The organism is Lysinibacillus sp. NPDC056232 (genome assembly GCF_042267565.1).
Classification (GTDB): Bacteria; Bacillota; Bacilli; order Bacillales_A; family Planococcaceae; genus Lysinibacillus.
In genome coordinates, this window is record NZ_JBHJTF010000065.1 from 1 (window position 1) to 19891 (window position 19891).

Below are 19891 nucleotides of genomic sequence, written 5' to 3' on the forward strand. Positions count from 1 at the left end.
CCAGCTCCGCTTTGGTCACAAGGCTTTAGGAGTTAAAAGCAATTAACGTGGAGTTCGCACCAATCGCTTGATACGAAGGGTATTCTGTTATAAATTTATGCTTCTATACAGGTTTGTATAGTTTTGTCTAAATTTGTTGTAACAGTTTAGTTACCCAAAATACTAGATTTCCAGGCGAAATGGCAACGAGTAAACCATTACGATAAGAAGTAAAAAATGATTTTGTCACTTTCTCTCCTGCAAGCGTAATATCATGATCAGCATTTTTGATAGAATCTAGTCCTAAAAGGAATAAAAATCCAGCCCCTATAATCCACATAGGGATTTGAATGATCGGCATTGCTAAAATGGAAGCTAGTCCCATATACAACGCAAAAACCAATACAATATCAATTGTCATACCACCAAGTCCAACAGCCCAACCATGCATAAACCCATTTTTTAGTCCTTGCTTTGTCATTTCTACTGTAATAGCTCCAACAGGCATAGCAATCGCAAGTCCAACCAATACATACGCTACATATAAACTCAAATAAACACTTCTTTCAAATAAAGTAAGTTTCATACGTCCGTTTATAATTGCATTATAGCATAAAAATACAGAAAATGTTATTTTTACTAATAAATATTCATCTTTCATATGCTTATACTTTGATTAATTTATTTGTATGATATTATTGGGAAACCTATTCTTATTTCTATTCAATTCGCCTTGGCGTAATTGTGCCCAGGCCGATGTCGGTCATTTCGGTAATGTCACAGGACAGGGCGTTTTTACCGATGCAGGTCAGTTAGCCGTTTTGAATGTTGACTTTCTTTACAGTTAACAGAGCAATTACCATCAATATTGCACAGCAAGCAAATAAACTAAGTAAAAACATCCCACCTCCCGAATAACCCCAATATTCTACAAGTGAACCGAAAATAGGTGGAATTAAAAATACACCAATGGATGCAACCATTATACTAAATCCACTTGCAAAACCACTCATAGATTTTTCCACACTTTCAACGGCTAGCGTCATCCATATACCATTAAAGCCAGCAAGAGAAAAACCTACAATAGCTATACATATAACTATTAAACTAGAGGAATGTATAAAGTACATAAGGGTTATCCCAATTGTGCTCAGCATTGTAATGATTAACAATACGACCCATCGATTTCTATTAAAAAATTTATCACTAATAATACCCCACAGCACTCGCCCGCATGCCCCACTTATTTCAGAGATAGCCAAGCATATTCCAGCACTATAAATTGACCAGTCCTTTATTTCATACAAAAATAATATAATGTACGTGTTAAATGTAATTTGAACACCCATTAATATGAATGCAGAGCTATTCGTAAAAAAGAGCCATTTTGAGTGAAAGAAAATGCGTAACTGCTGACGTAAAGGCATCTTAGTAGCCATCTCAGTTTGTGAATCTTCTTTTGTCTTTAATACAAAAGGTATGATGCAGCTAAACAATAATAATAATACTGCTGCAACCGACAATGTGTAGCGCCAACCGATGTACGCTACCAACGGAATCAACACAACACTCGAGCCTGCTGACCCTAGTGTGATAGACATCTGTTTTACACCCATTAGTAATGAAACTTTATTTACCGGAAGTGTATTCACAAGAAAACGATTTGTGACAGGATGCATTCCTCCATAACCCATCCCTGCTAGTACAACAAATAGTAAGGCCAACGAATAATTGTCTATCCAAGCAAAACTTAAAAAGCCTGTTCCAACAACAGTCATCAAGCAAACCATCATTTTACGGGTACTTAATCGATCTGCTAAATACCCAATTATCAAAGTTGCTATAAATTGACCAATAAAAAGGGCAGTTGGAAGGAATCCTAACTGCCCTTTATTCAGTGATAAGTCAGCACTAATATAGAACATTAAAGGGCTAATGCTTCTCCCAACAAAGGCAGTTAAAAATTGAGCAATGATGATCCACATTGCGATAAATTTCATCTGTTGCATAATTTATCAAAACCACCTTTTACTCTTAATGAGCACATTCGCAAAGATTTATTTCTACCTAATAAAGTAATAGAACTTTTCAGATTTGTTTTTTAGCTAAATTTAACCACCACTTTTGCCATTACCTTGTAAAAATTAATATACCTAAATACTTTTAACTAAATACTCCCTACATCCCCAACCATTTTGGTACGAATAATACAAGGTCCGGAATATATGTCAGGAATAATAGTACGACAAATGAAATAACTATAAATGGAAAAACATTCTTTACTAGCGTTTCGAATTTCACATCCGCCATCGATGATACTATGAAAAGTCCTGTACCTACTGGCGGTGTTAATAAGCCCAACGTTAAGTTAATACAAATGATGACTCCAAAATGCACCGGGTCAATATTAAATGCTATTACGAGTGGCATCATTACAGGTACTAGAATTATTAATGCTGCAATTCCATCTAGTAGCATGCCGACTATTAACAATGCTAAATTCACTAATAATAAGAATACCCATGGACTTTCTGTAATACTTAACATACTTTCTACTAACAATTGTGGAATCCGTTCAAATGCAATCATCCATCCAAAAATATTTGCCATAATAATTAAGTACGTTACCGTTGCAGTATTTGTCACCGTATTGATCAGCATTTTAGGGAGCTTTTTAATATCTAACTCTCTATAGAAAAATAAACCTACAATTACTGCTAGTAAACAAGCAATAGCAGCAGATTCTGTTGCTGTAAATACACCCGTTAAAATACCTACAACAATTGTAATTGGTATTAATAGTGCTGGAACTACTTGTAATGTATTGCTTCTAATAACTGTCCACGAAGCACGTTCACTTTTCGGGAAATTTTGTTTATAGCCCATATAAGAAATAACTAAAATAAAAACAAGTCCATAAATAATCCCTGGGACAATTCCAGCCATAAATAAAGCACCAACCGATGTACTTGATAACGTACCATAAATAATGAAAATCATACTTGGTGGAATAATAGGTGCGATAATAGAAGATGCTAGCGTTATAGACGCTGCGAATTCACGTTTATAACCCTCCTTTTCCATTTGCGGTACCATTACTTTACTCATCATCGCAGCTTGGGCATTAGCTGATCCTAAAATCGATGCTAAGAACATATTAGCAACAACTGTAACATAGGCCAATCCTCCTCTAAAATGCCCGATAAGTACACGAGCAAATTGAACAAGCCTCGTTGTAATTCCTCCCTCATTCATAATTTCCCCCATTAACATGAATAACGGAATCGCTAATAGTCCAAAATTTTCAAGACCTGAATACATACGTAATGGTGTGGAATCTAATAATGTCATCTGACCATTTAATATGAAATAAATAACTGTCGTAATACCAAGCACCATCGAGATCGGAATACCAATTATAAGTAAAAGAAAGAAAATTACGAGTACAATATATGTCATGTATTTTCTCCCTCTCTATTCATAATTGTGTCAATCAAATGTGAAATAAGATGAATTGCTGCAAAAATTAATCCAACAGATACTGCACTATATGGAATCCACATTGGCAATTGCAAAGAGCTAGATTTTTGTAGCAACATAGATGGGTGCATCATCCATTTATAAGAGTAATAGATTAATATAAATAAGAATGCAATCATGATGCAATCCTGAATAATCCTCAAAATTCTCTTATTACGCTCGGATACAGCATCGTATAAAAATGTAACAGAAGCCTGGGTGCCATATTTCAGGCCCCAGCTTCCTCCGATAAACGAAGTCCATATTAATAAGAAAATCGAAACTTCACCAGCCCAAGGGATGGGATCTTTTAAAAAATAACGAAAAATAACAGCAAATATCATTAAGACAGCTAGCGCAGCCATTAAAATGATCATCAGAAGTTCCTCGATTTTAGTAATGCCTTGACTAATTTTCGCCATTTAGCCATTCCCCCTAATTTACTTACGGAATTCTTTGATAAACTGTTTAATCAAATCTGATTTCGCACTGTACTCGGCATCGAAAGCTTCGATTTGCTCTTTAAATACATCTGCACCTAACTCATAAACAGTCATTCCTTGACTAGCAAGTTCCTTTTTGAATTCTTCTTCTTGTCCAGAGCGAGTTTCTACTGCATAAGCTATTGCTGCTTGTAAGGAATCGTTAATAATTTTTTGAGCCTCTTCAGATAATCCATCAAACATCCTCTCATTTGTTACGACAATTGATGGCCATACCATGTGGTTTGTAACAGCTACATACTTGGCTACTTCAGAGTATTTATTTGTGATTGTCGCATCTAAGTCCATATCCATTCCGTCAATAACGCCTGTTTGTAAAGCTGAATATACTTCTGGTAATGGTAAACCTTCGGGCGCAGCTCCCGCTTCTTTATAGAACATTTGAAGCGGCGGACTTGGTGTTACACGCATTTTTAAACCTTCTAAATCAGAAGCTTTTTTAACCTCTTTTGATTTGAATACCATCGTACGTTGACCAGCGAATAAGTAATCTAACCCTTTTAAGCCCGTTCCTTCTATTTTCCCTAAAATTTCACGTGCAATATCCGTATGACTTGCATCAGATGCTTCTTGTAAATTTTTAAAAGTGTACGGTGCGAACCAAGCGGAAATCTCAGGTGTGCGTGCACTTAAATACGCGGCTGTAATAAAAGCAAAGTCTATTGAGCCTGCTTCTACTTGTTGTACCATATCTGCTTCAGTACCTAATTGACTCGCAGGGTAAATTTCAAGTTCCATCTTGCCATCTGAACGTCCCTTTAATTCTTCATTAAATTTTTCAGCTGCTTTATGCCACATATGATCTGTTGATGTAATATGTGCAAGCTTAAATTTCATCTCCGGAATATCTCTACCCGAACTATTTGTTGATTCAGCTGATTTGTTGTCTGTTTCCTTTGTTGCGTTCGAGTTACTACAAGCTGCCAATACAAATAAAAGTGCTAGTAAACAACTAACTAGCATAAACTTTAGCGGTTTTTTCATAATAAAATATCCCCTCTATTTTTGATTTATTATGTTGCATTGGTTATTGCTCCGCCTTCGTCTTTCCACCTGTTCCCCAATGAATGGGTGGTACTTCCATTAAAATAACGCGTACACTATCCTTTGGAACTTGTGCCGTTTGAACAATGGCAGCTGTTACTCCCTGAATAATTTCTTTCTTTTGCTCCACAGACCGTCCTTCTAACAACTGAATTTGAACAATTGGCATACTTAGTCCTCGCTACTTCACAACTAAAGTTAGTTTGCCGAGTGTCCCATAGTCTGCTTCTATTTCATCACCGGCTTTGACTGGAATTGCATCTGTTATGCCACCTGTTAAAACTAGTTGACCAGGTAAAATACCCCTACCTTCTTTTGCTAACATCGTTAATAATTCGATGACCGAATAAATTGGATGACCTAGCACCGCTGCTCCTGTACCATGTAATTTTTCTTCTCCGTTTTGTTTCAAAATAACTTCTGTAGAAGCCCAATCACATGCATATGGTGAAAACGCTTGCGCACTCAACCAAATTTTCGATGAAGAAGCATTATCTGCTATTACATCAGGTAATGTAAATGAAAAGTTCTTATAGCGACTATCAATTACTTCAAGTGCTAGAAATATATTTTCAATCGCATCCCAAACCTCTAAAGGTGTTAAATCCGCACCTTGTAGCTCTTTTTTAAAAACAAAGGCCACCTCTGCTTCAACACGTGGATGGATATATTCAGAAGCTGTAATCTCATTTGCCCTAAGATTCATTTGTGAAGTTAAACGCCCATAAATTGGAGAATTCACCCCCACTTGTTGCTGTTTAGCAATGCTCGTTAGGCCCATTTTCCAACCGATAAACCGATTGTCAGCTGTCATCGTTTTTTCCATACTAATTTTCTGAATTTCATATGCTTCTTCTACTGTAAGATTTGGTATGGATTCGGTAATCTTTTCAATTGCCTCTTTTGTTGCCTGTGCTTCCGCTACTCGCTCAGCATATTCAAATAAAGTCACTTTGCACTCCCCACTTTCTGTTGTGCGATTTTCTGTGCTACTTCAATGATTGTATCTTCTTGTCCACCTACAACATTTAATTTGCCTAACTCTACTAAAATATCTCTAGCATCGACGCCCACTTTTTCAGCGGCTATATTTGCGTGAAGTAAAAAGCTCGAATATACGCCAGCATAGCCCATTACTAAACTACCTGTCGTAATATCTTGAGGATGTGGCAAAATATTGGCACGAACATATTCAGCCAAATCGAGCATTTTGTATAAATCTATGCCTATTTCAATACCCATGCGATTTAATACAGCGACCAATACCTCGGTTTGTGTATTGCCTGCACCTGCACCTAAACAACAGATACTTCCATCGATACGCGTAGCACCTTCTTGAATCGCTACAAGTGTATTGGCAACAGCTAGGGACAAATTATTATGCGCATGAAAACCAATCTCAATGTTTAAATTAGCACGCAATAAACGAATACGATCCTGTACATCAGACGGTAGCATAGCTCCCGCTGAGTCCGTGACATACACAGCATCGGCTCCATATGATTCCATTAACAATGCCTGCTCTAATACTTTTTCAGGTGATGCAGAATGTGACATCATTAAAAAACCAAATGCCTCCATACCTAGTGCTTTCGCTGTTTCAATATGTTGCTTTGATACGTCCGCTTCTGTTACATGTGTTGCAACACGAACAACTCGAGCACCTGCCTCATAAGCCTCTTTCAATTGATGTATCGTGCCAATTCCAGGGATAAGTAAAACTGTTATTTTAGAATCCCCAGCCACTTCTACTGCCGCTCTAATTAACTGAATATCGTGCTCCTTAGAAAGGCCATATTGAAGTGACGAGCCTCCTAAACCATCTCCATGTGTGACTTCAATATACTGTACACCTGCATCACTTAATTGCTTCGTTACATATCGAACTTGCTCAGAAGAAAATTGATGGGCAACTACATGACTACCATCACGAAGTGCAACTTCTGTTAAATAGATCTTACTCATCGTACTTCCACCTCCCCCAAGTGCATTGTTTTTGCAATTTCTTCAGCCACTTTCAACCCAGCGGCCGTCATAATATCTAAATTTCCAGCGTAGATCGGTAAATAATCTCCCAACCCTTCTACTTCAATAAATACTGTAACTTTCTTTCCATCTACAATTGGATCTAGCTTCAAACGATAGCCTGGTACATATTCATTTACATTTGCGACCATATTTTTTATGGATTCTATAATTTCTTCAGCATTAGCTTCATCTTCAAGTAGACATAATACCGTATCACGCATGAGTAAAGGTGGCTCTGCTGGGTTTAAAATAATAATTGCCTTACCTTTTTTTGCTCCGCCAATCAGCTCGATTGCATTTGATGTTGTTTCAGTAAATTCATCGATATTAGCTCGTGTTCCTGGACCTGCACTTTTTGAAGCAATCGTTGCAACGATTTCAGCGTAAGCAACACTTTGTACACGGCTAATGGCATTGACGATTGGTATCGTCGCCTGGCCCCCACACGTAATCATGTTCACCACAGGTTTTTCAATATGCTCTGTCAAATTCACTGTTGGTACAACAAATGGACCTACAGCCGCTGGGGTCAAATCTATTAATCTTTTGTTTAAACCTTTTAAAGCTTCCACATGTGCAATATGTGCTTTTGCTGATGTTGCATCAAATAAAATATCAGCTAAATGTGGTTGTTCTAGAAATCCTTCAATACCATTGGAAATCGTCTGAAAGCCCGCCTCTTGTGCAAGTCTTAAACCATCTGATTCAGGATCAATACCAATAAGTACTGACATTTCTATGTACGGAGATCGTTGAATTTTCATCATTAAATCCGTACCAATATTACCTGATCCAATAATGCCCACTTTAATTTTTGTCATGGTAGCTTTGCCTCCCTTTACACAAACTCTAGCTCGACCGTACCTAATAGTTCACCAAAGTCTGCTGTAAACTTATCACCCTGTTCAGCATCCAATGCTGCCGATAAAGCACCTGATAATATAACTTCTCCTGCTTCAATACCAATGTTGAAATCTGCTAGACGGTTCACAAGCCATGCGACACAGCTTGCCGGATTACCTAAAACATCTTCTCCCTTACCTTCATTCATAAACTCTCCATTTTTATAAAGCTGCATTTCGATTGCTGGTAAGTCAACATTGAAGACCTCGCGTTTCACTTGACCTAGTACATATTTTGCAGAGGAAGCATTATCTGCGATTGTATCTAGCAATTTTATTTGCCAATTGGCAATGCGACTATCCACGATTTCAAGACTAGCTACAATATAATCTGTTGCTTCTAGTACCTCCTCAACAGTCACATTAGGTCCTTTTAAAGGAGACTTGAGTACAAACGCAATTTCACCTTCTACTTTGGGCTTTAAATATCCAGTTCGTTCGGTTTTTCCTTCTGTAATTTCCATATTCGATAAAAGATGCCCATAATCCGGTTCATCAACGTTTAATAGATGTTGCATTGCTAATGATGTCAAACCAATTTTTTTACCTGTAATTTTATGGCCGTTCAGTAACTTCTCATTAATGATTTCAAGTTGAATGGAGTAAGCATCTTTCAATGAAATATCTTTAATTGATTGAGTAATTGGCGCAATTCCAATGCGTGTTCTTTCTGCTTCTAGTAATTTGTTAGACCATTCAATTAGATTCACTACCATGCTATCACCCCATGTTATAATTTAATTGTTACGTTTGAGACCTCGCAGTAGAATTCAAAGCTATGTGCGCCACCTTCACGTCCGATTCCGCTGTGCTTCATACCACCAAATGGTGTCCGAAGATCTCTTAAATACCATGTATTTACCCAAACGATTCCTGACTCAATTTGACCTGCAACACGATGTGCACGTCTTAAATCATTTGTCCAAATAGTTGCACCTAAGCCGTAATTTGTATCATTTGCACGTGCAATCACTTCGTCTTCTGTATCAAAAGGCAATACTGTCACAACCGGGCCAAAGATTTCTTCACGTACACAACGATCTTGATCCGTTAAACCTGTAATAATTGTCGGCTCAATATAATAGCCTTTATCTATATTAGCTGGGCGACCACCGCCTGTAAGAATATTGCCACCCTCTTCTCTCGCAGTTTGAATGTAACCCATTACTTTTTCATAATGGGCTTTCCCAACAACAGAGCCGATATCTGTCGTTGCATCAAATGGATCCCCTATCTTTAATTCTTTTGTGTGCGCTACAAATTTCTCTACAAATTCTTCATAAATATCACGTTCTACATATATACGAGAACCACAGAGACACACTTGCCCTTGGTTCATAAAGCTCGATTTTAGCGTTGTCGCAAGAACTTCATCTAGGTCCGAATCTTTAAAAATAATATTAGGATTTTTGCCGCCTAATTCAAATGAGACTTTTTTCAATGTAGGAGCGGCAGCCTTCATAATAGTGGTACCTGTTTTGGTTTCCCCCGTAAATGTAATAGCATCTACATCAGGGTGTTCCGATAGAAATGCACCTGCTGAATTCCCACCAAAACCGTGAACTAAATTTATAACACCGTCTGGTACCCCCGCTTCTTGACACAATTCAACCAAGCGAGTAGCTGTCATTGGTGTAAGCTCCGCCGGTTTCATGACAGCAGTACTACCTGCCGCTAAACAAGGGGCTAATTTCCAAGTTAAAAGTAGTAACGGTAAATTCCAAGGATTAATCATGGCCACAACACCTACTGGTCGTGTCACTGAATAATGGAGTGCCATATTGTCTTGGTTGTAAGATTCATTCCCAAGTGAAGTAACATAATCCGCAAAGAAGTGGAAATTATGTGCCGCACGTTTAATATCCATTTCTAAAGCTAAATGATACGGCTTGCCTGTATCGGTTGCCTCTAAAGCAGCTAGTTCTTCAACATTTTCTAATATGAGGTCGCCAATACGTCGTAAAAGTTGAGAACGCTCTTTGACAGTGAATTTTCCCCATGTTCCTTTCAAAGCAGCTTTTGCAGACTGTACTGCTGCATCAACCTCTTCTCTAGTCGCTTCTGCTACCCATCCAATGACTTCTTCTGTCGCAGGATTTATATTTTCAAATACTTTTCCATCTGTAGTGTCAATGAATTCACCGTTTATGAAATTACGACAATTGATACTTTTCGTTTTAATTGTTGCATGTTGCATCTTTTCTCACTCCCTCAATTATGAAGCGACTTTAAGAAAAAGAGTCACTTACCTTATTTCTAGAAGTCGCTTTTTGATTATTCAGAAAACTCTACAACCATTTCTATTTCAATTGCTGTATTATTAGGAAGTTGGGCCATTCCAACTGCCGAACGAGCATGCTTACCTCGTTCTCCAAAAACATCCACTAGTAAATCTGATGCACCATTCATAACTTTTGGTTGTTGTGTAAAATCAGGTGTAGAATTGACCATCCCTAAAATTTTTACAATACGCTTCACTTTTGATAAATCACCTAATTCAGTTTTCAATACAGATAACAGGTTAATCATCGATTGGCGACAAGCTGCATAGCCATCCTCTACTGTTAAATCTTCGCCTAATTTGCCATGATACTGATCGACACCTTGTCCCGATGTAAAAATTAAATTGCCTGTTCGCACACAACTAACATAATTTCCAACTGCTTCTCTAGGCTTAGCAAGCTCTATTCCAAGTTCTTGTAATCGTTCTTCAGGCGTTTTCACTTGATTTACCATTTAGAACCTTGCTCCTTTCTACATTTAAAAATGTCATAGCATTTTCGCCTAAAATTGCTTTACGTACTTCTTCTGATAAGTCCAAGGTCTCATCTATAATTTTCCCAGGGTTAATTTCTCTCAGTAAAAATGGATAGTCAGATCCCATAATAATTTTCTCATGGCCAAAACGTTCAATTAAATAATGTAGATTTTGTGATTCATATACTAATGAATCAAAGTAAAAGTTTTTCGTATAGTGGCTTGGAGGATATTTTGTACGTCTAAGATTTGGCCAAACATCCCAACCTTGATCTAGACGTGGAAGAATGTAAGGGAATGATCCGCCACCATGTGCAAAACAAACCTTTAAATTCGGACACTTTTCCATTACGCCACTCCACACTAAGCTTGCTGCCGCTAAAGCTGTCTCACTTGGCATGCCGATTGTATATAAAAAATTATGTCTTGGTGTTCTATCTTGAGCTAAGGTTTCCCAAGGGTGAATAAATAGTGGCATTTCATATTGTTCTGCCACTTCAAAAAATGGCAGTAAATACTCGCTGTCTAAATTTTCTCCATTTATATTAGTGCCGATTTCAATTCCAGCTAGACCCATTTCCTTGCACCGTATTAACTCAACAATTGCTGCTTTTGCATCTTGCAACGGTACAGTTCCTAGGCCGATGAATCGATCTGGATGTTCTTTAACAACCTCTGCAATAAAATCATTTTGGAATTGTGCAAGCTCTACTGCTTGTTCAATAGGTGCCCAATAAGAAAATGTTACAGGTACAGGTGAAATAACCTGCATATCCACACCCTCATTATCCATATCCTCAATGCGTTTTTTCGCATCCCAGACTTGATCGGTCACTTCCCTAAACACTTCACCACTTACCATAATATCCGCTCCACAAGAACATTTTTGCTCTAGGACGGGCCACTTTTCATTTTCATACTTAATAGCAAAATTCGGTAAATATTTTGGATAAATATGTGTATGGAAATCTATTCGCATTGCCATTCACTCACCGTCTCAGGCATTAGATGTCCACAATTATCACATTGGCGTAATTCTTTAGAAGAGTTGAAGTGATCAATACCTTCTGCAATTTGTTTACCAATGTTTGTTACTTGAATGCGTACACGATGCAATTCATGGTCACATTCACTGCATAGCCATACTAAATCTTCTAACTCGCCCTCTTTGCGCTTTCTCTCCACGACAATTCCATATGTGTCTGCTATACGGTGCGGTGAATGAGGAACGCTTGCCGGTAGCATGAACATTTCGCCTTCCTTCACTTCAATTACTTCACGTTTACCTTCATCATTCATAACCTCTACAAAACAAGAACCCTTAATTTGATAGAATAGTTCATCTGATGGGTCAACATGGAATTCACGACGAGCATTTGGACCGCCAATTAACATAATTAAAAACTCAGAGTCTTCCCATAGTACTTTATTATTCACTGGCGGTTTTAGTAAATTCTTGTTCTCCTCAATGATTTTTAAAAGGTTTAGAGAACGTGCTTGTAATTTGCTTACTTGCGTTGAATTTGACATATTTGAATTCCTCCTGTTTTTTAGATTTAATAATTAATTGTCATATAGCCTATTTGTCTCGAAATCATTTCTGCAGAACGGATTACTTCACGAACAATCGCATGTTTTTCCTTACCGTTCATATAACTTTTTTCACCTACTAAGTTAAGAGCCGCCACAACCTGTCCATTATAGGTTTTGATAGGTGCTGCAATTCCATAAGTATTCGATTCATTTTCTACATCGCTTATCGCATAGCCGTTTTTATATACCACTTCAAGCTCCTTTTTCAAGTCATCCACAGAAGTGATGGTATTGATCGTTTGTTTAAACATTCCTTTTTCCATCATCGGTATCATAAATGCCGGATTATGCGTTAATAATACTTTTCCGATGCTTGTTGAATAAGCAGGATAACGAGTCATCCCGACAAACGTTGGTACTACATCCACATGTGGAGACATGGCCTTGTATACAAATCGAACTTCCCCATTATCAAACATTCCAATATGAGAAGTACCTTTAAAACGCGCAACCAAATTACTTATAATGGGTCCTGCTTCAAAATTAATATCTTGGGAATACATAACTTTGTTACTCCACTCAAGAATTTTCCAGCCCAGTCGGTAACGCTTATCACTGCCTTGCAAGAGAATACTTTCTTTACACATTGTTTTTAAGAAATGATGGACTGAACTCGGAGGTAAATTTAACTTATCTGCAATTTCTTTATTACTCAAAGATGGTTCGCCATCCGAAAATAAATCGATAATGCGTGTGATTTTTTTTACTGATGAAATCAAATCCTTCACCTCCAAGTTCAATTTAAATTATTTGTTTCTCTCTTACTTCATCTTTCTTGGCAAGAATTGAATCAACTAAATCAAAAGAGTACTGTTTCTTAAATTTATTGTAGTAAATAGCACGTTTCCGAACAGGATCCCCTGTATAATAGCGCTCATATTGAAGTGCTCTCATACCAAACCCTTCACCACATAGATCCCAAGCTAGCTTAAAGATTTTCATTCTTAGTTCCGCATCTACACCTTCTCGTCCACCATAATGACGATCGATGCTTGAACGGAGTTCTGGATTTAGGAAATCCGCTTCAGTTGGCATCATTAGTAAACCGCCTGCACCAATTGTTTGCATTACTTCAATTGCTCTCGGATACATTTCTGGCATCATGCCGCGAATTGTTTCTAAGGCATCTGGGTTTAATCGAGCTTCACCGTGCTCTGTTATTGTAAATTCATGCTCTGCTGTTCGAAGCAATGCACGGATGACTTCTACAGATTGCACTAATTCACCGAGGTCGCGTTGCACATTTAAAAACTGATCTACACCAATCGAATCAGCAACCTTGCAAGCCACCTCTACAGCAAATGCAAGTTTGATGTATCCTCTAACACCTGACTGATGTGCAGGCTGTTCTGCAATACCTGTCATTGGATATAGCAAGTTCGCAGCTTCAACGTTGTTGTATAAAAACACACGATCCCATGGTACTAATACATCTTCAAAAATGAGCAGAGCATCCATTTCCTCATAGCGAGAAGCTAGCGGATGATCGAATGTTGAACGTGTACCATCTTGAACTGGTTCACGACAAATAATTTTTAATCCTTTCACATCAATTGGTACAGCAAAAGCTAATGCATAACGCTCATCTCCTGGTGCAAATCCTGGGAATGAATAGACAATCACTTCATCCGTAAGTGCTGCTAATGTTGCTAGCATTTTTGCTCCGCGGACGACTAACCCCTCTGGACGTTCTTCTACTGCACCTAAGTGTGTAAACATATCTGACTGCTGATGCGATGTTTTACTTCGATCATTTTGCGGATTCACAATTGCATGAGTTAAGAACACATCATTATCACGTATATGACGATAATAAGCTTCAATATTTTTAGCCCAATCTTGATTGTATTTCGCTAAGAACCAAGAATTTTGTGCTAATGAAGTCACCACTGTATTTAAAAAATCTGGTGTTCTGCCCATCAAGCCATATGTTTGTCGAGCTACAACTTCAAAAGCTTTACTACGTTTCATGATGTCTTCATAAGATTTAGCAAATAGGAATGAAGTTGCTACACGCTCACCTGTTTCTTCACAAACATGCGTTAAATCTTCTTGGTATTTTGGATCATGTTGTAAATCATATAACTTTGCAATTTCTTGGATTGGTTGATAAAAATAGGGTTCATCGTAAACACTCTCTATTAAACTGCCATTTAGCCATACTTCCGGTTTTCTTGACTTTAATGCATCTATATATTGTTGTCCTGTTCTGATTCCCATAACTGAAAATCCTCCTCTCCGAAATATTTATTGTTGTATTAGCTGTTTTGTCGAGCCCATCTTGCCTTCAAAGAATGTAAGCGCTTCCCTTTTGGTGCGTTCAAAATTTATTATTTCTCCTATAAATAACACATGATCTCCTGCATCTACTTCTTTCCATGGTTTACATTCGATAAAAGCAGAAACACCTTCAATTTTCGGAGCTATACCATCTTTAATCCATGTAATTTCAAGTCCTTCTTGCTTTCGTCCTGCAAATTGCCATGCTATAGACTCCTGTTGATCTGCTAAAATATTAATTGTAAAAGCTTTGTTTTTCATTTGAGATAAAGAATTTGCTTTTTTATCGATAGATACTAGTGCTAGAGCTGGCTCTAACGAAACGGAAGTAAATGAGTTCACCGTGATTCCATTAATACCCGCACCATCAAACCAAGTAACTACCGTCACACCTGTAGGAAATTTCCCAAATGTTTGTCTAAGTAATTTTGTATCCATTTACAGCACCTCCTTTTATTTATTATTAGAATCATAACAACTTCTCTTCTCTTTGAAATGCATTATATTTCAAATAATGAAATCGAACAAAATTACCTTCTGCTTTAAACTTATTTTTTCTGCAAAAATCAACTTTTTTCTATTTCTATAAAATGATGACCATCTACGATTTGATAATCCGCTGATTTATATGATATTTTTCTGCTTGAAATCTATTTATCTGAAACTTTATTATCATTTTTATTTTCGAGAAAATTCAGTCTATTATTTTCTGCGTTTATGAGCAAAAAAGGAAAAACTCCCTGAAGAGATGGCTCCATCCATTTAGTTTTTATTATTTAAAATAAGGGTGCGAAGTTGGTCGGTTTTTAATATGGACTCTTACTTGTCCCCAAAAACTGATCGACCTTTCTTCACTTTCTACAATAAAAAAAGTAGCACAAACCATTGTCTTAGTTTGTACTACTAATGTTAGTATGTTTTCTTTTAGAGCATTTGCTTTTTCCATTGCGCTAGCACGTCATTGGATTTCGCAATATCCACTTTTAATGACACCTGTTTACTTGAGCAACGTTTCTTAGCCTTTTCCCAAGCTTCTTCTAGAGCAGGTAAATAGCTTAAATTTTTTGTAGTTGCGACAAGCTGTAAAAAAGTATTTCCTTGAATGTAATACCAGCGAGGGTTCATGCCATCTAACTGAATAGCTTCTTCAATAAGACGTAGTGCCAAATACGGACTGCCTTCATTGCGGCTCAAAAACTGTGCGAATGCTCCCCAGTAAAGAGCTTTATTTGGCTGTAGTTTTATCGCTTCTGCATATTGCACAAGTGCTTTGTCATGCTCCTTAGCAAGTACAAAATATTCGGCCATTGTATAGTAAGCATTCGCTTGAGCCTCGACTGATCCAGCTAATAATTCATCTACTACTTTACCGAATTGCTTTTCATCCTCACTTCCTATGTATGCAGCAAGTACATCACGCTCTGGATAAGAGCCATCTGTTCGTTCAACACTTTGCTTCATTTTTTCAGTAGTAGAAATAGGCATATTTGCATAACCGTTCGCTTCCAACAATGCGACGTGCTGTTGAATGCCTAAACATGATTCATGTTCTGTAAACGCACTATTAGCTAAAAGTGCTTTGGCTAATTGATAGCTTTCTTTCATATGACCATTTAAAAATAACTCATTTATTTGTTGGACTTGCTCATCAAATTGTTTGATCACTATTTAAATCCTCACCTTCACCAAAAGAAAAGTCTTATAGGTATTTTACCATCTTTAAATCTAAAACAAACTAAATAGCAATAATTTTTCTATAATTCTCTCAATTATTTAGCACTACCTCCATAGCAAAGAACTATACTAGAATCACTTTTATTAAATTTCGATAATCAAAATGATTTATCACCAAAAGGATGATATTTTTCAAAACGTACGCTATGTAAATAAGTTGATTGGAGTGGAGACTGGACGACTCCTCGGGGATCAGCAATAGAGGAACGAAGGCTAAAAACATCACGTCCTGTGATAACGCCTTCGTGACCAACATCCTTTTGGCCCAAGCGGCTCATCAGACGCCCCCAGGAAGCTTTGCTCTGTGCGAAAGCGTAGCGACAGCAACAACAAATGTTTTCTGTAGCGAAAGCAAAGCGGCAGCTACAAAGCGCCCAGTCGGAACGGAAATCACCCCTACGTTATAGTGATAAGCCTCAAAATGAAAAAGGATTGGATAAAGTTCTGAATTATGAGATAATTGAAGTGTATTTTCATTTTTTGAGAACATGTAAACTATATATAGGAGGGCTTGTGCTATGAATAGACGATTTCATTTTGTATCGCTTATCATTGGGAATTTGTTAACACTAGGAGCTATTTTCATTTATGCTATGCAAAGTCAAGTGGATGTGGCCATCAGCACATATGCCCTTGTGATGGGGTTTTTAAGCACATTACTACTGATCTTTTTTTATTTATGGGGAGATGAAAAACAACAAATATCGAATCGTTTTTCTAAATAACTCGTGGGACTTTAAACTACAGTTTTGAAGTGACTAAATTTTTTCAAACGCTCATTGAACAAAAAAGTAATTTTTCCCCTTCTCTACATCCGTAGTTTAGGGATTTTTTTTCACGAAAAGCTTCTTTTTTCGTTGCATTCCCCTCTGAATACGCCAAATTATTGTTGAAAAATAAAAAATTTTGTATAAATTTAAAAAGAATGATTGAGTAGTAATTCAATTTTCTGTATAATCAGCTTGTTTGACAATACTTATATGAACTTGGGGGTAGACAATTGGGTAAAGCATTGATTATAGGAGCTGGCGGAGTAGCCAGTGTTGTGGTACACAAGTGTGTTCAAAATTCGGACGTATTTGAGGAGATTTGTATCGCAAGTAGAACTGTTTCAAAATGTGACGCTCTAAAAGAAAAACTAGACGGCGGAAAAACAAAGATTCATACCGCACAGGTAGACGCAGACAATACAGAAGAGGTTATTGAGCTTATTAAAGCCTTTGGACCAGAAGTTGTTATTAATGTAGCACTGCCTTATCAAGACTTAACAATTATGGATGCTTGCTTAGCGACGGGTGTACACTATGTGGATACTGCAAACTACGAGCCACCTGAAACGGCAAAATTTGAATATAAATGGCAATGGGCTTATAAAGAGAAGTTCGAAAAAGCTGGCTTAACTGCTTTACTTGGTAGCGGTTTTGACCCAGGTGTAACGGGCGTTTTCACAGCTCATGCACAAAAACATGAATTTGACGAAATCCACTACATTGATATTGTGGATGCAAATGCTGGTGATCACGGTTACCACTTCGCAACAAACTTCAACCCAGAAATCAACATTCGTGAAATTACTGCGAATGGTCGTTACTGGAAAGAAGGCGAGTGGGTTGAAACTGCACCACTTGAGAAAAAAGAGGTTTATAACTTACCAGAAATCGGACCAAAAGATATTTACCTTTTATACCATGAAGAACTAGAATCACTTGCTAAAAACATTAAAGGCTTAAAGCAAATCCGTTTCTGGATGACATTCTCTGAAAAATACTTAACACATTTAAAAGTATTAGAGAATGTTGGTATGACTTCTATCGAGCCTATTGAATTTGAAGGACAAATGATTCAACCAATTCATTTCCTTAAAGCTGTACTACCTGATCCAGCATCACTTGGACCACGTACAAAAGGAAAAACTAACATCGGTTGTATTATTCGTGGTCTAAAAGATGGTAAGGAAAAAACTTATTATGTGTACAATGTGTGTGACCACGAGGAATGTTATAACGAGGTAGGTTCACAGGCAATTTCCTACACAACTGGTGTACCAGCAATGATTGGTGCAATGCTTGTGATGAACGGTCAATGGCGTAAACCTGGCGTTTGGAATGTCGAAGATTTCAATCCAGATCCATTCATGGATGCACTAAATAAATGGGGTCTACCATGGCAAGAAAGCCATAATCCAGAATTACTTGACCTTGAGTTAGATACAAAGGAATTAAGTCGATGAAGCCAATTGATTTCACAAAAGTTCCATCCCCTTCTTACGTAGTGGATGAACGATTATTAACAAAAAATCTTGAACTTTTAAAATCGATTCAGGATCGCACAGGCTGCCGTATTTTACTTGCCTTAAAAGGGTTTTCAATGCATTCAACATTCCCATTAGTGGGTGAATATTTAGCAGGGATTACGTCCAGCTCATTATTTGAAGCACGACTCGGCTATGAAAAAATGGGCAAAGAAGTTCATGTCTATGCACCAGCTTACGTGGAACATGAAATGGACGAGCTTCTTGGCTATGTTGATCATATTGTGTTTAATTCATTGAACCAATGGAATCAATATAAGGACAAAGTAAAATCTGCTGGTAAAACAATTGAATGTGGTATTCGTATCAATCCTGAGTACTCTGAAATTGAAACAGCACTTTACGACCCTTGCTACACGAATTCTCGTCTTGGCACAACTTTAGCCAACTTCGACAAGTCACAGCTTGACGGTATTGATGGCTTACACTTCCATGCTATGTGTGAGCAAAACTCAGATACGTTAGAGCGTATTATCCAAGTTGTCGAAGAAAAATTTGGCGATGTCTTACATCAAATGAAATGGTTAAACTTTGGTGGAGGTCACCATATTACTCGTGAGGATTATGATATAGAAAAGCTTGTGAATATCATTAATTACATTCAAGACAAGTATAACCTTCTCGTATATCTAGAGCCAGGTGAAGCTGTTGCACTTAATACAGGTTATTTAGTAGCAACTGTTCTTGATGTACAGAGAAACGGTATGGAGCTAGCAATTTTAGATACATCGGCAACTTGCCATATGCCAGACGTTCTAGAAATGCCATACCGCCCAATGATTATCGGTTCAGGTCAACCAAATGAGCTAGCTTACACATATCGCTTAGGCGGGCTTACTTGTCTTGCCGGTGATGTAATTGGTGATTATTCATTTGAACAACCTTTACAACCAGGCGATCGTCTAGTATTTACAGATATGGCGCATTACTCAATGGTGAAAAATCATATGTTTAATGGTGTAAACCTTCCATCTATCGTTTCTTATAACGATGAAGAAGGCATTAAAGTCATTCGTGAATTTAAATTTGAAGACTATAGTGGTCGACTTTCATAATACAAAGAAAATCCTCTCCAATTAGTCGAATATAGGGTAAAAAGTATAATAAAATAAAATAGTATCTTACATTTAGAGAATTTAAGTTTGATTATATATAATCAAACTTTATAATCAAACTTTTATTTGCATATAAAAATACATCCATTAAATCTTTATTGAGATAATGGATGTATTTTTAATTTT

At 37.3% G+C, this 19891-nt stretch carries 22 protein-coding genes and 1 pseudogene; 4 read left to right on the forward strand and 19 right to left on the reverse strand.

Features of this window, described 5'->3' with window-relative positions; all coding sequences use genetic code 11:
* Window positions 1-151: 151 nt before the first annotated feature.
* The 19 genes and pseudogenes from ACFCYJ_RS26225 to ACFCYJ_RS26315 all read right to left on the reverse strand — a co-directional run.
* Window positions 152-532: pseudogene (locus ACFCYJ_RS26225) on the reverse strand (LysE family translocator); the annotation flags it as partial.
* Window positions 533-791: 259 nt separating this feature from the next.
* A complete protein-coding gene (locus tag ACFCYJ_RS26230) occupies window positions 792-1988 on the reverse strand; it encodes an MFS transporter (protein ID WP_376078769.1) in 1197 nt (398 codons plus the stop codon).
* A gap of 169 nt (window positions 1989-2157) precedes the next feature.
* Window positions 2158-3438, reverse strand: a complete 1281-nt coding sequence (locus ACFCYJ_RS26235) for a TRAP transporter large permease (RefSeq protein ID WP_376078771.1) — start codon at window positions 3436-3438, stop codon at window positions 2158-2160.
* Window positions 3435-3920 (reverse strand): TRAP transporter small permease, encoded by a 486-nt coding sequence (locus tag ACFCYJ_RS26240; protein ID WP_376078773.1) that lies wholly within the window; start codon window positions 3918-3920, stop codon window positions 3435-3437. The genes ACFCYJ_RS26235 and ACFCYJ_RS26240 overlap by 4 nt, the downstream gene beginning before the upstream one ends.
* Window positions 3921-3938: 18 nt before the next feature.
* Window positions 3939-4985: a TRAP transporter substrate-binding protein gene (locus ACFCYJ_RS26245; RefSeq protein ID WP_376078775.1), complete on the reverse strand. Its 1047-nt coding sequence runs from the start codon at window positions 4983-4985 to the stop codon at window positions 3939-3941.
* A gap of 43 nt (window positions 4986-5028) precedes the next feature.
* Window positions 5029-5214: a 2-hydroxymuconate tautomerase gene (locus ACFCYJ_RS26250; protein ID WP_376078777.1), complete on the reverse strand. Its 186-nt coding sequence runs from the start codon at window positions 5212-5214 to the stop codon at window positions 5029-5031.
* 12 nt (window positions 5215-5226) lie between these two features.
* On the reverse strand, window positions 5227-5997 hold the full coding sequence (locus ACFCYJ_RS26255; RefSeq protein WP_376078779.1) for a 2-keto-4-pentenoate hydratase: 771 nt from the start codon (window positions 5995-5997) through the stop codon (window positions 5227-5229).
* Complete coding sequence (dmpG, locus tag ACFCYJ_RS26260) at window positions 5994-7010, reverse strand: 4-hydroxy-2-oxovalerate aldolase (protein ID WP_376078781.1); 1017 nt, start codon at window positions 7008-7010, stop codon at window positions 5994-5996. Before dmpG ends, ACFCYJ_RS26255 begins: the two co-directional genes overlap by 4 nt.
* Window positions 7007-7894: an acetaldehyde dehydrogenase (acetylating) gene (locus tag ACFCYJ_RS26265; protein ID WP_376078782.1), complete on the reverse strand. Its 888-nt coding sequence runs from the start codon at window positions 7892-7894 to the stop codon at window positions 7007-7009. The genes dmpG and ACFCYJ_RS26265 overlap by 4 nt, the downstream gene beginning before the upstream one ends.
* Window positions 7895-7911: 17 nt before the next feature.
* Window positions 7912-8691 (reverse strand): 2-keto-4-pentenoate hydratase, encoded by a 780-nt coding sequence (locus ACFCYJ_RS26270; RefSeq protein ID WP_376078784.1) that lies wholly within the window; start codon window positions 8689-8691, stop codon window positions 7912-7914.
* Between the two features lie 14 nt (window positions 8692-8705).
* On the reverse strand, window positions 8706-10172 hold the full coding sequence (locus ACFCYJ_RS26275; protein ID WP_376078785.1) for an aldehyde dehydrogenase: 1467 nt from the start codon (window positions 10170-10172) through the stop codon (window positions 8706-8708).
* A gap of 77 nt (window positions 10173-10249) precedes the next feature.
* Window positions 10250-10711, reverse strand: a complete 462-nt coding sequence (locus tag ACFCYJ_RS26280; protein ID WP_376078787.1) for a RidA family protein — start codon at window positions 10709-10711, stop codon at window positions 10250-10252.
* Window positions 10686-11717 (reverse strand): amidohydrolase family protein, encoded by a 1032-nt coding sequence (locus ACFCYJ_RS26285; protein WP_376078788.1) that lies wholly within the window; start codon window positions 11715-11717, stop codon window positions 10686-10688. Before ACFCYJ_RS26285 ends, ACFCYJ_RS26280 begins: the two co-directional genes overlap by 26 nt.
* On the reverse strand, window positions 11702-12262 hold the full coding sequence (locus tag ACFCYJ_RS26290; RefSeq protein ID WP_376078790.1) for a 3-hydroxyanthranilate 3,4-dioxygenase: 561 nt from the start codon (window positions 12260-12262) through the stop codon (window positions 11702-11704). The genes ACFCYJ_RS26285 and ACFCYJ_RS26290 overlap by 16 nt, the downstream gene beginning before the upstream one ends.
* Window positions 12263-12288: 26 nt before the next feature.
* A complete protein-coding gene (locus ACFCYJ_RS26295; RefSeq protein ID WP_376078792.1) occupies window positions 12289-13044 on the reverse strand; it encodes an IclR family transcriptional regulator in 756 nt (251 codons plus the stop codon).
* Between the two features lie 22 nt (window positions 13045-13066).
* The gene (locus ACFCYJ_RS26300) at window positions 13067-14545 is read right to left on the reverse strand and encodes a 4-hydroxyphenylacetate 3-hydroxylase family protein (protein ID WP_376078794.1); all 1479 of its coding nucleotides are present in this window, start codon (window positions 14543-14545) and stop codon (window positions 13067-13069) included.
* A gap of 27 nt (window positions 14546-14572) precedes the next feature.
* Window positions 14573-15043 carry a flavin reductase family protein gene (locus ACFCYJ_RS26305; RefSeq protein WP_376078796.1) on the reverse strand — a complete coding sequence of 157 codons (471 nt, stop codon included), beginning with the start codon at window positions 15041-15043 and terminating at the stop codon, window positions 14573-14575.
* 486 nt (window positions 15044-15529) lie between these two features.
* On the reverse strand, window positions 15530-16270 hold the full coding sequence (locus tag ACFCYJ_RS26310) for a tetratricopeptide repeat protein (protein ID WP_376078798.1): 741 nt from the start codon (window positions 16268-16270) through the stop codon (window positions 15530-15532).
* A 167-nt stretch (window positions 16271-16437) separates the two neighbouring features.
* The gene (locus ACFCYJ_RS26315; RefSeq protein ID WP_376078799.1) at window positions 16438-16617 is read right to left on the reverse strand and encodes a hypothetical protein; all 180 of its coding nucleotides are present in this window, start codon (window positions 16615-16617) and stop codon (window positions 16438-16440) included.
* Here ACFCYJ_RS26315 and ACFCYJ_RS26320 point away from each other — a divergent pair.
* The 4 genes from ACFCYJ_RS26320 (at window position 16600) to nspC (ending at window position 19705) form a co-directional block, all read left to right on the forward strand.
* On the forward strand, window positions 16600-16746 hold the full coding sequence (locus ACFCYJ_RS26320; RefSeq protein ID WP_376078801.1) for a hypothetical protein: 147 nt from the start codon (window positions 16600-16602) through the stop codon (window positions 16744-16746). The genes ACFCYJ_RS26315 and ACFCYJ_RS26320 overlap by 18 nt on opposite strands.
* A 111-nt stretch (window positions 16747-16857) precedes the next feature.
* Window positions 16858-17064: a hypothetical protein gene (locus ACFCYJ_RS26325; protein WP_376078803.1), complete on the forward strand. Its 207-nt coding sequence runs from the start codon at window positions 16858-16860 to the stop codon at window positions 17062-17064.
* 275 nt (window positions 17065-17339) lie between these two features.
* Window positions 17340-18569, forward strand: coding sequence for a saccharopine dehydrogenase family protein (locus ACFCYJ_RS26330; protein WP_376078805.1), 1230 nt, complete (start codon window positions 17340-17342; stop codon window positions 18567-18569).
* Window positions 18566-19705, forward strand: a complete 1140-nt coding sequence (gene nspC / locus ACFCYJ_RS26335) for a carboxynorspermidine decarboxylase (RefSeq protein ID WP_376078806.1) — start codon at window positions 18566-18568, stop codon at window positions 19703-19705. The genes ACFCYJ_RS26330 and nspC overlap by 4 nt, the downstream gene beginning before the upstream one ends.
* Window positions 19706-19891 lie beyond the last annotated feature (186 nt).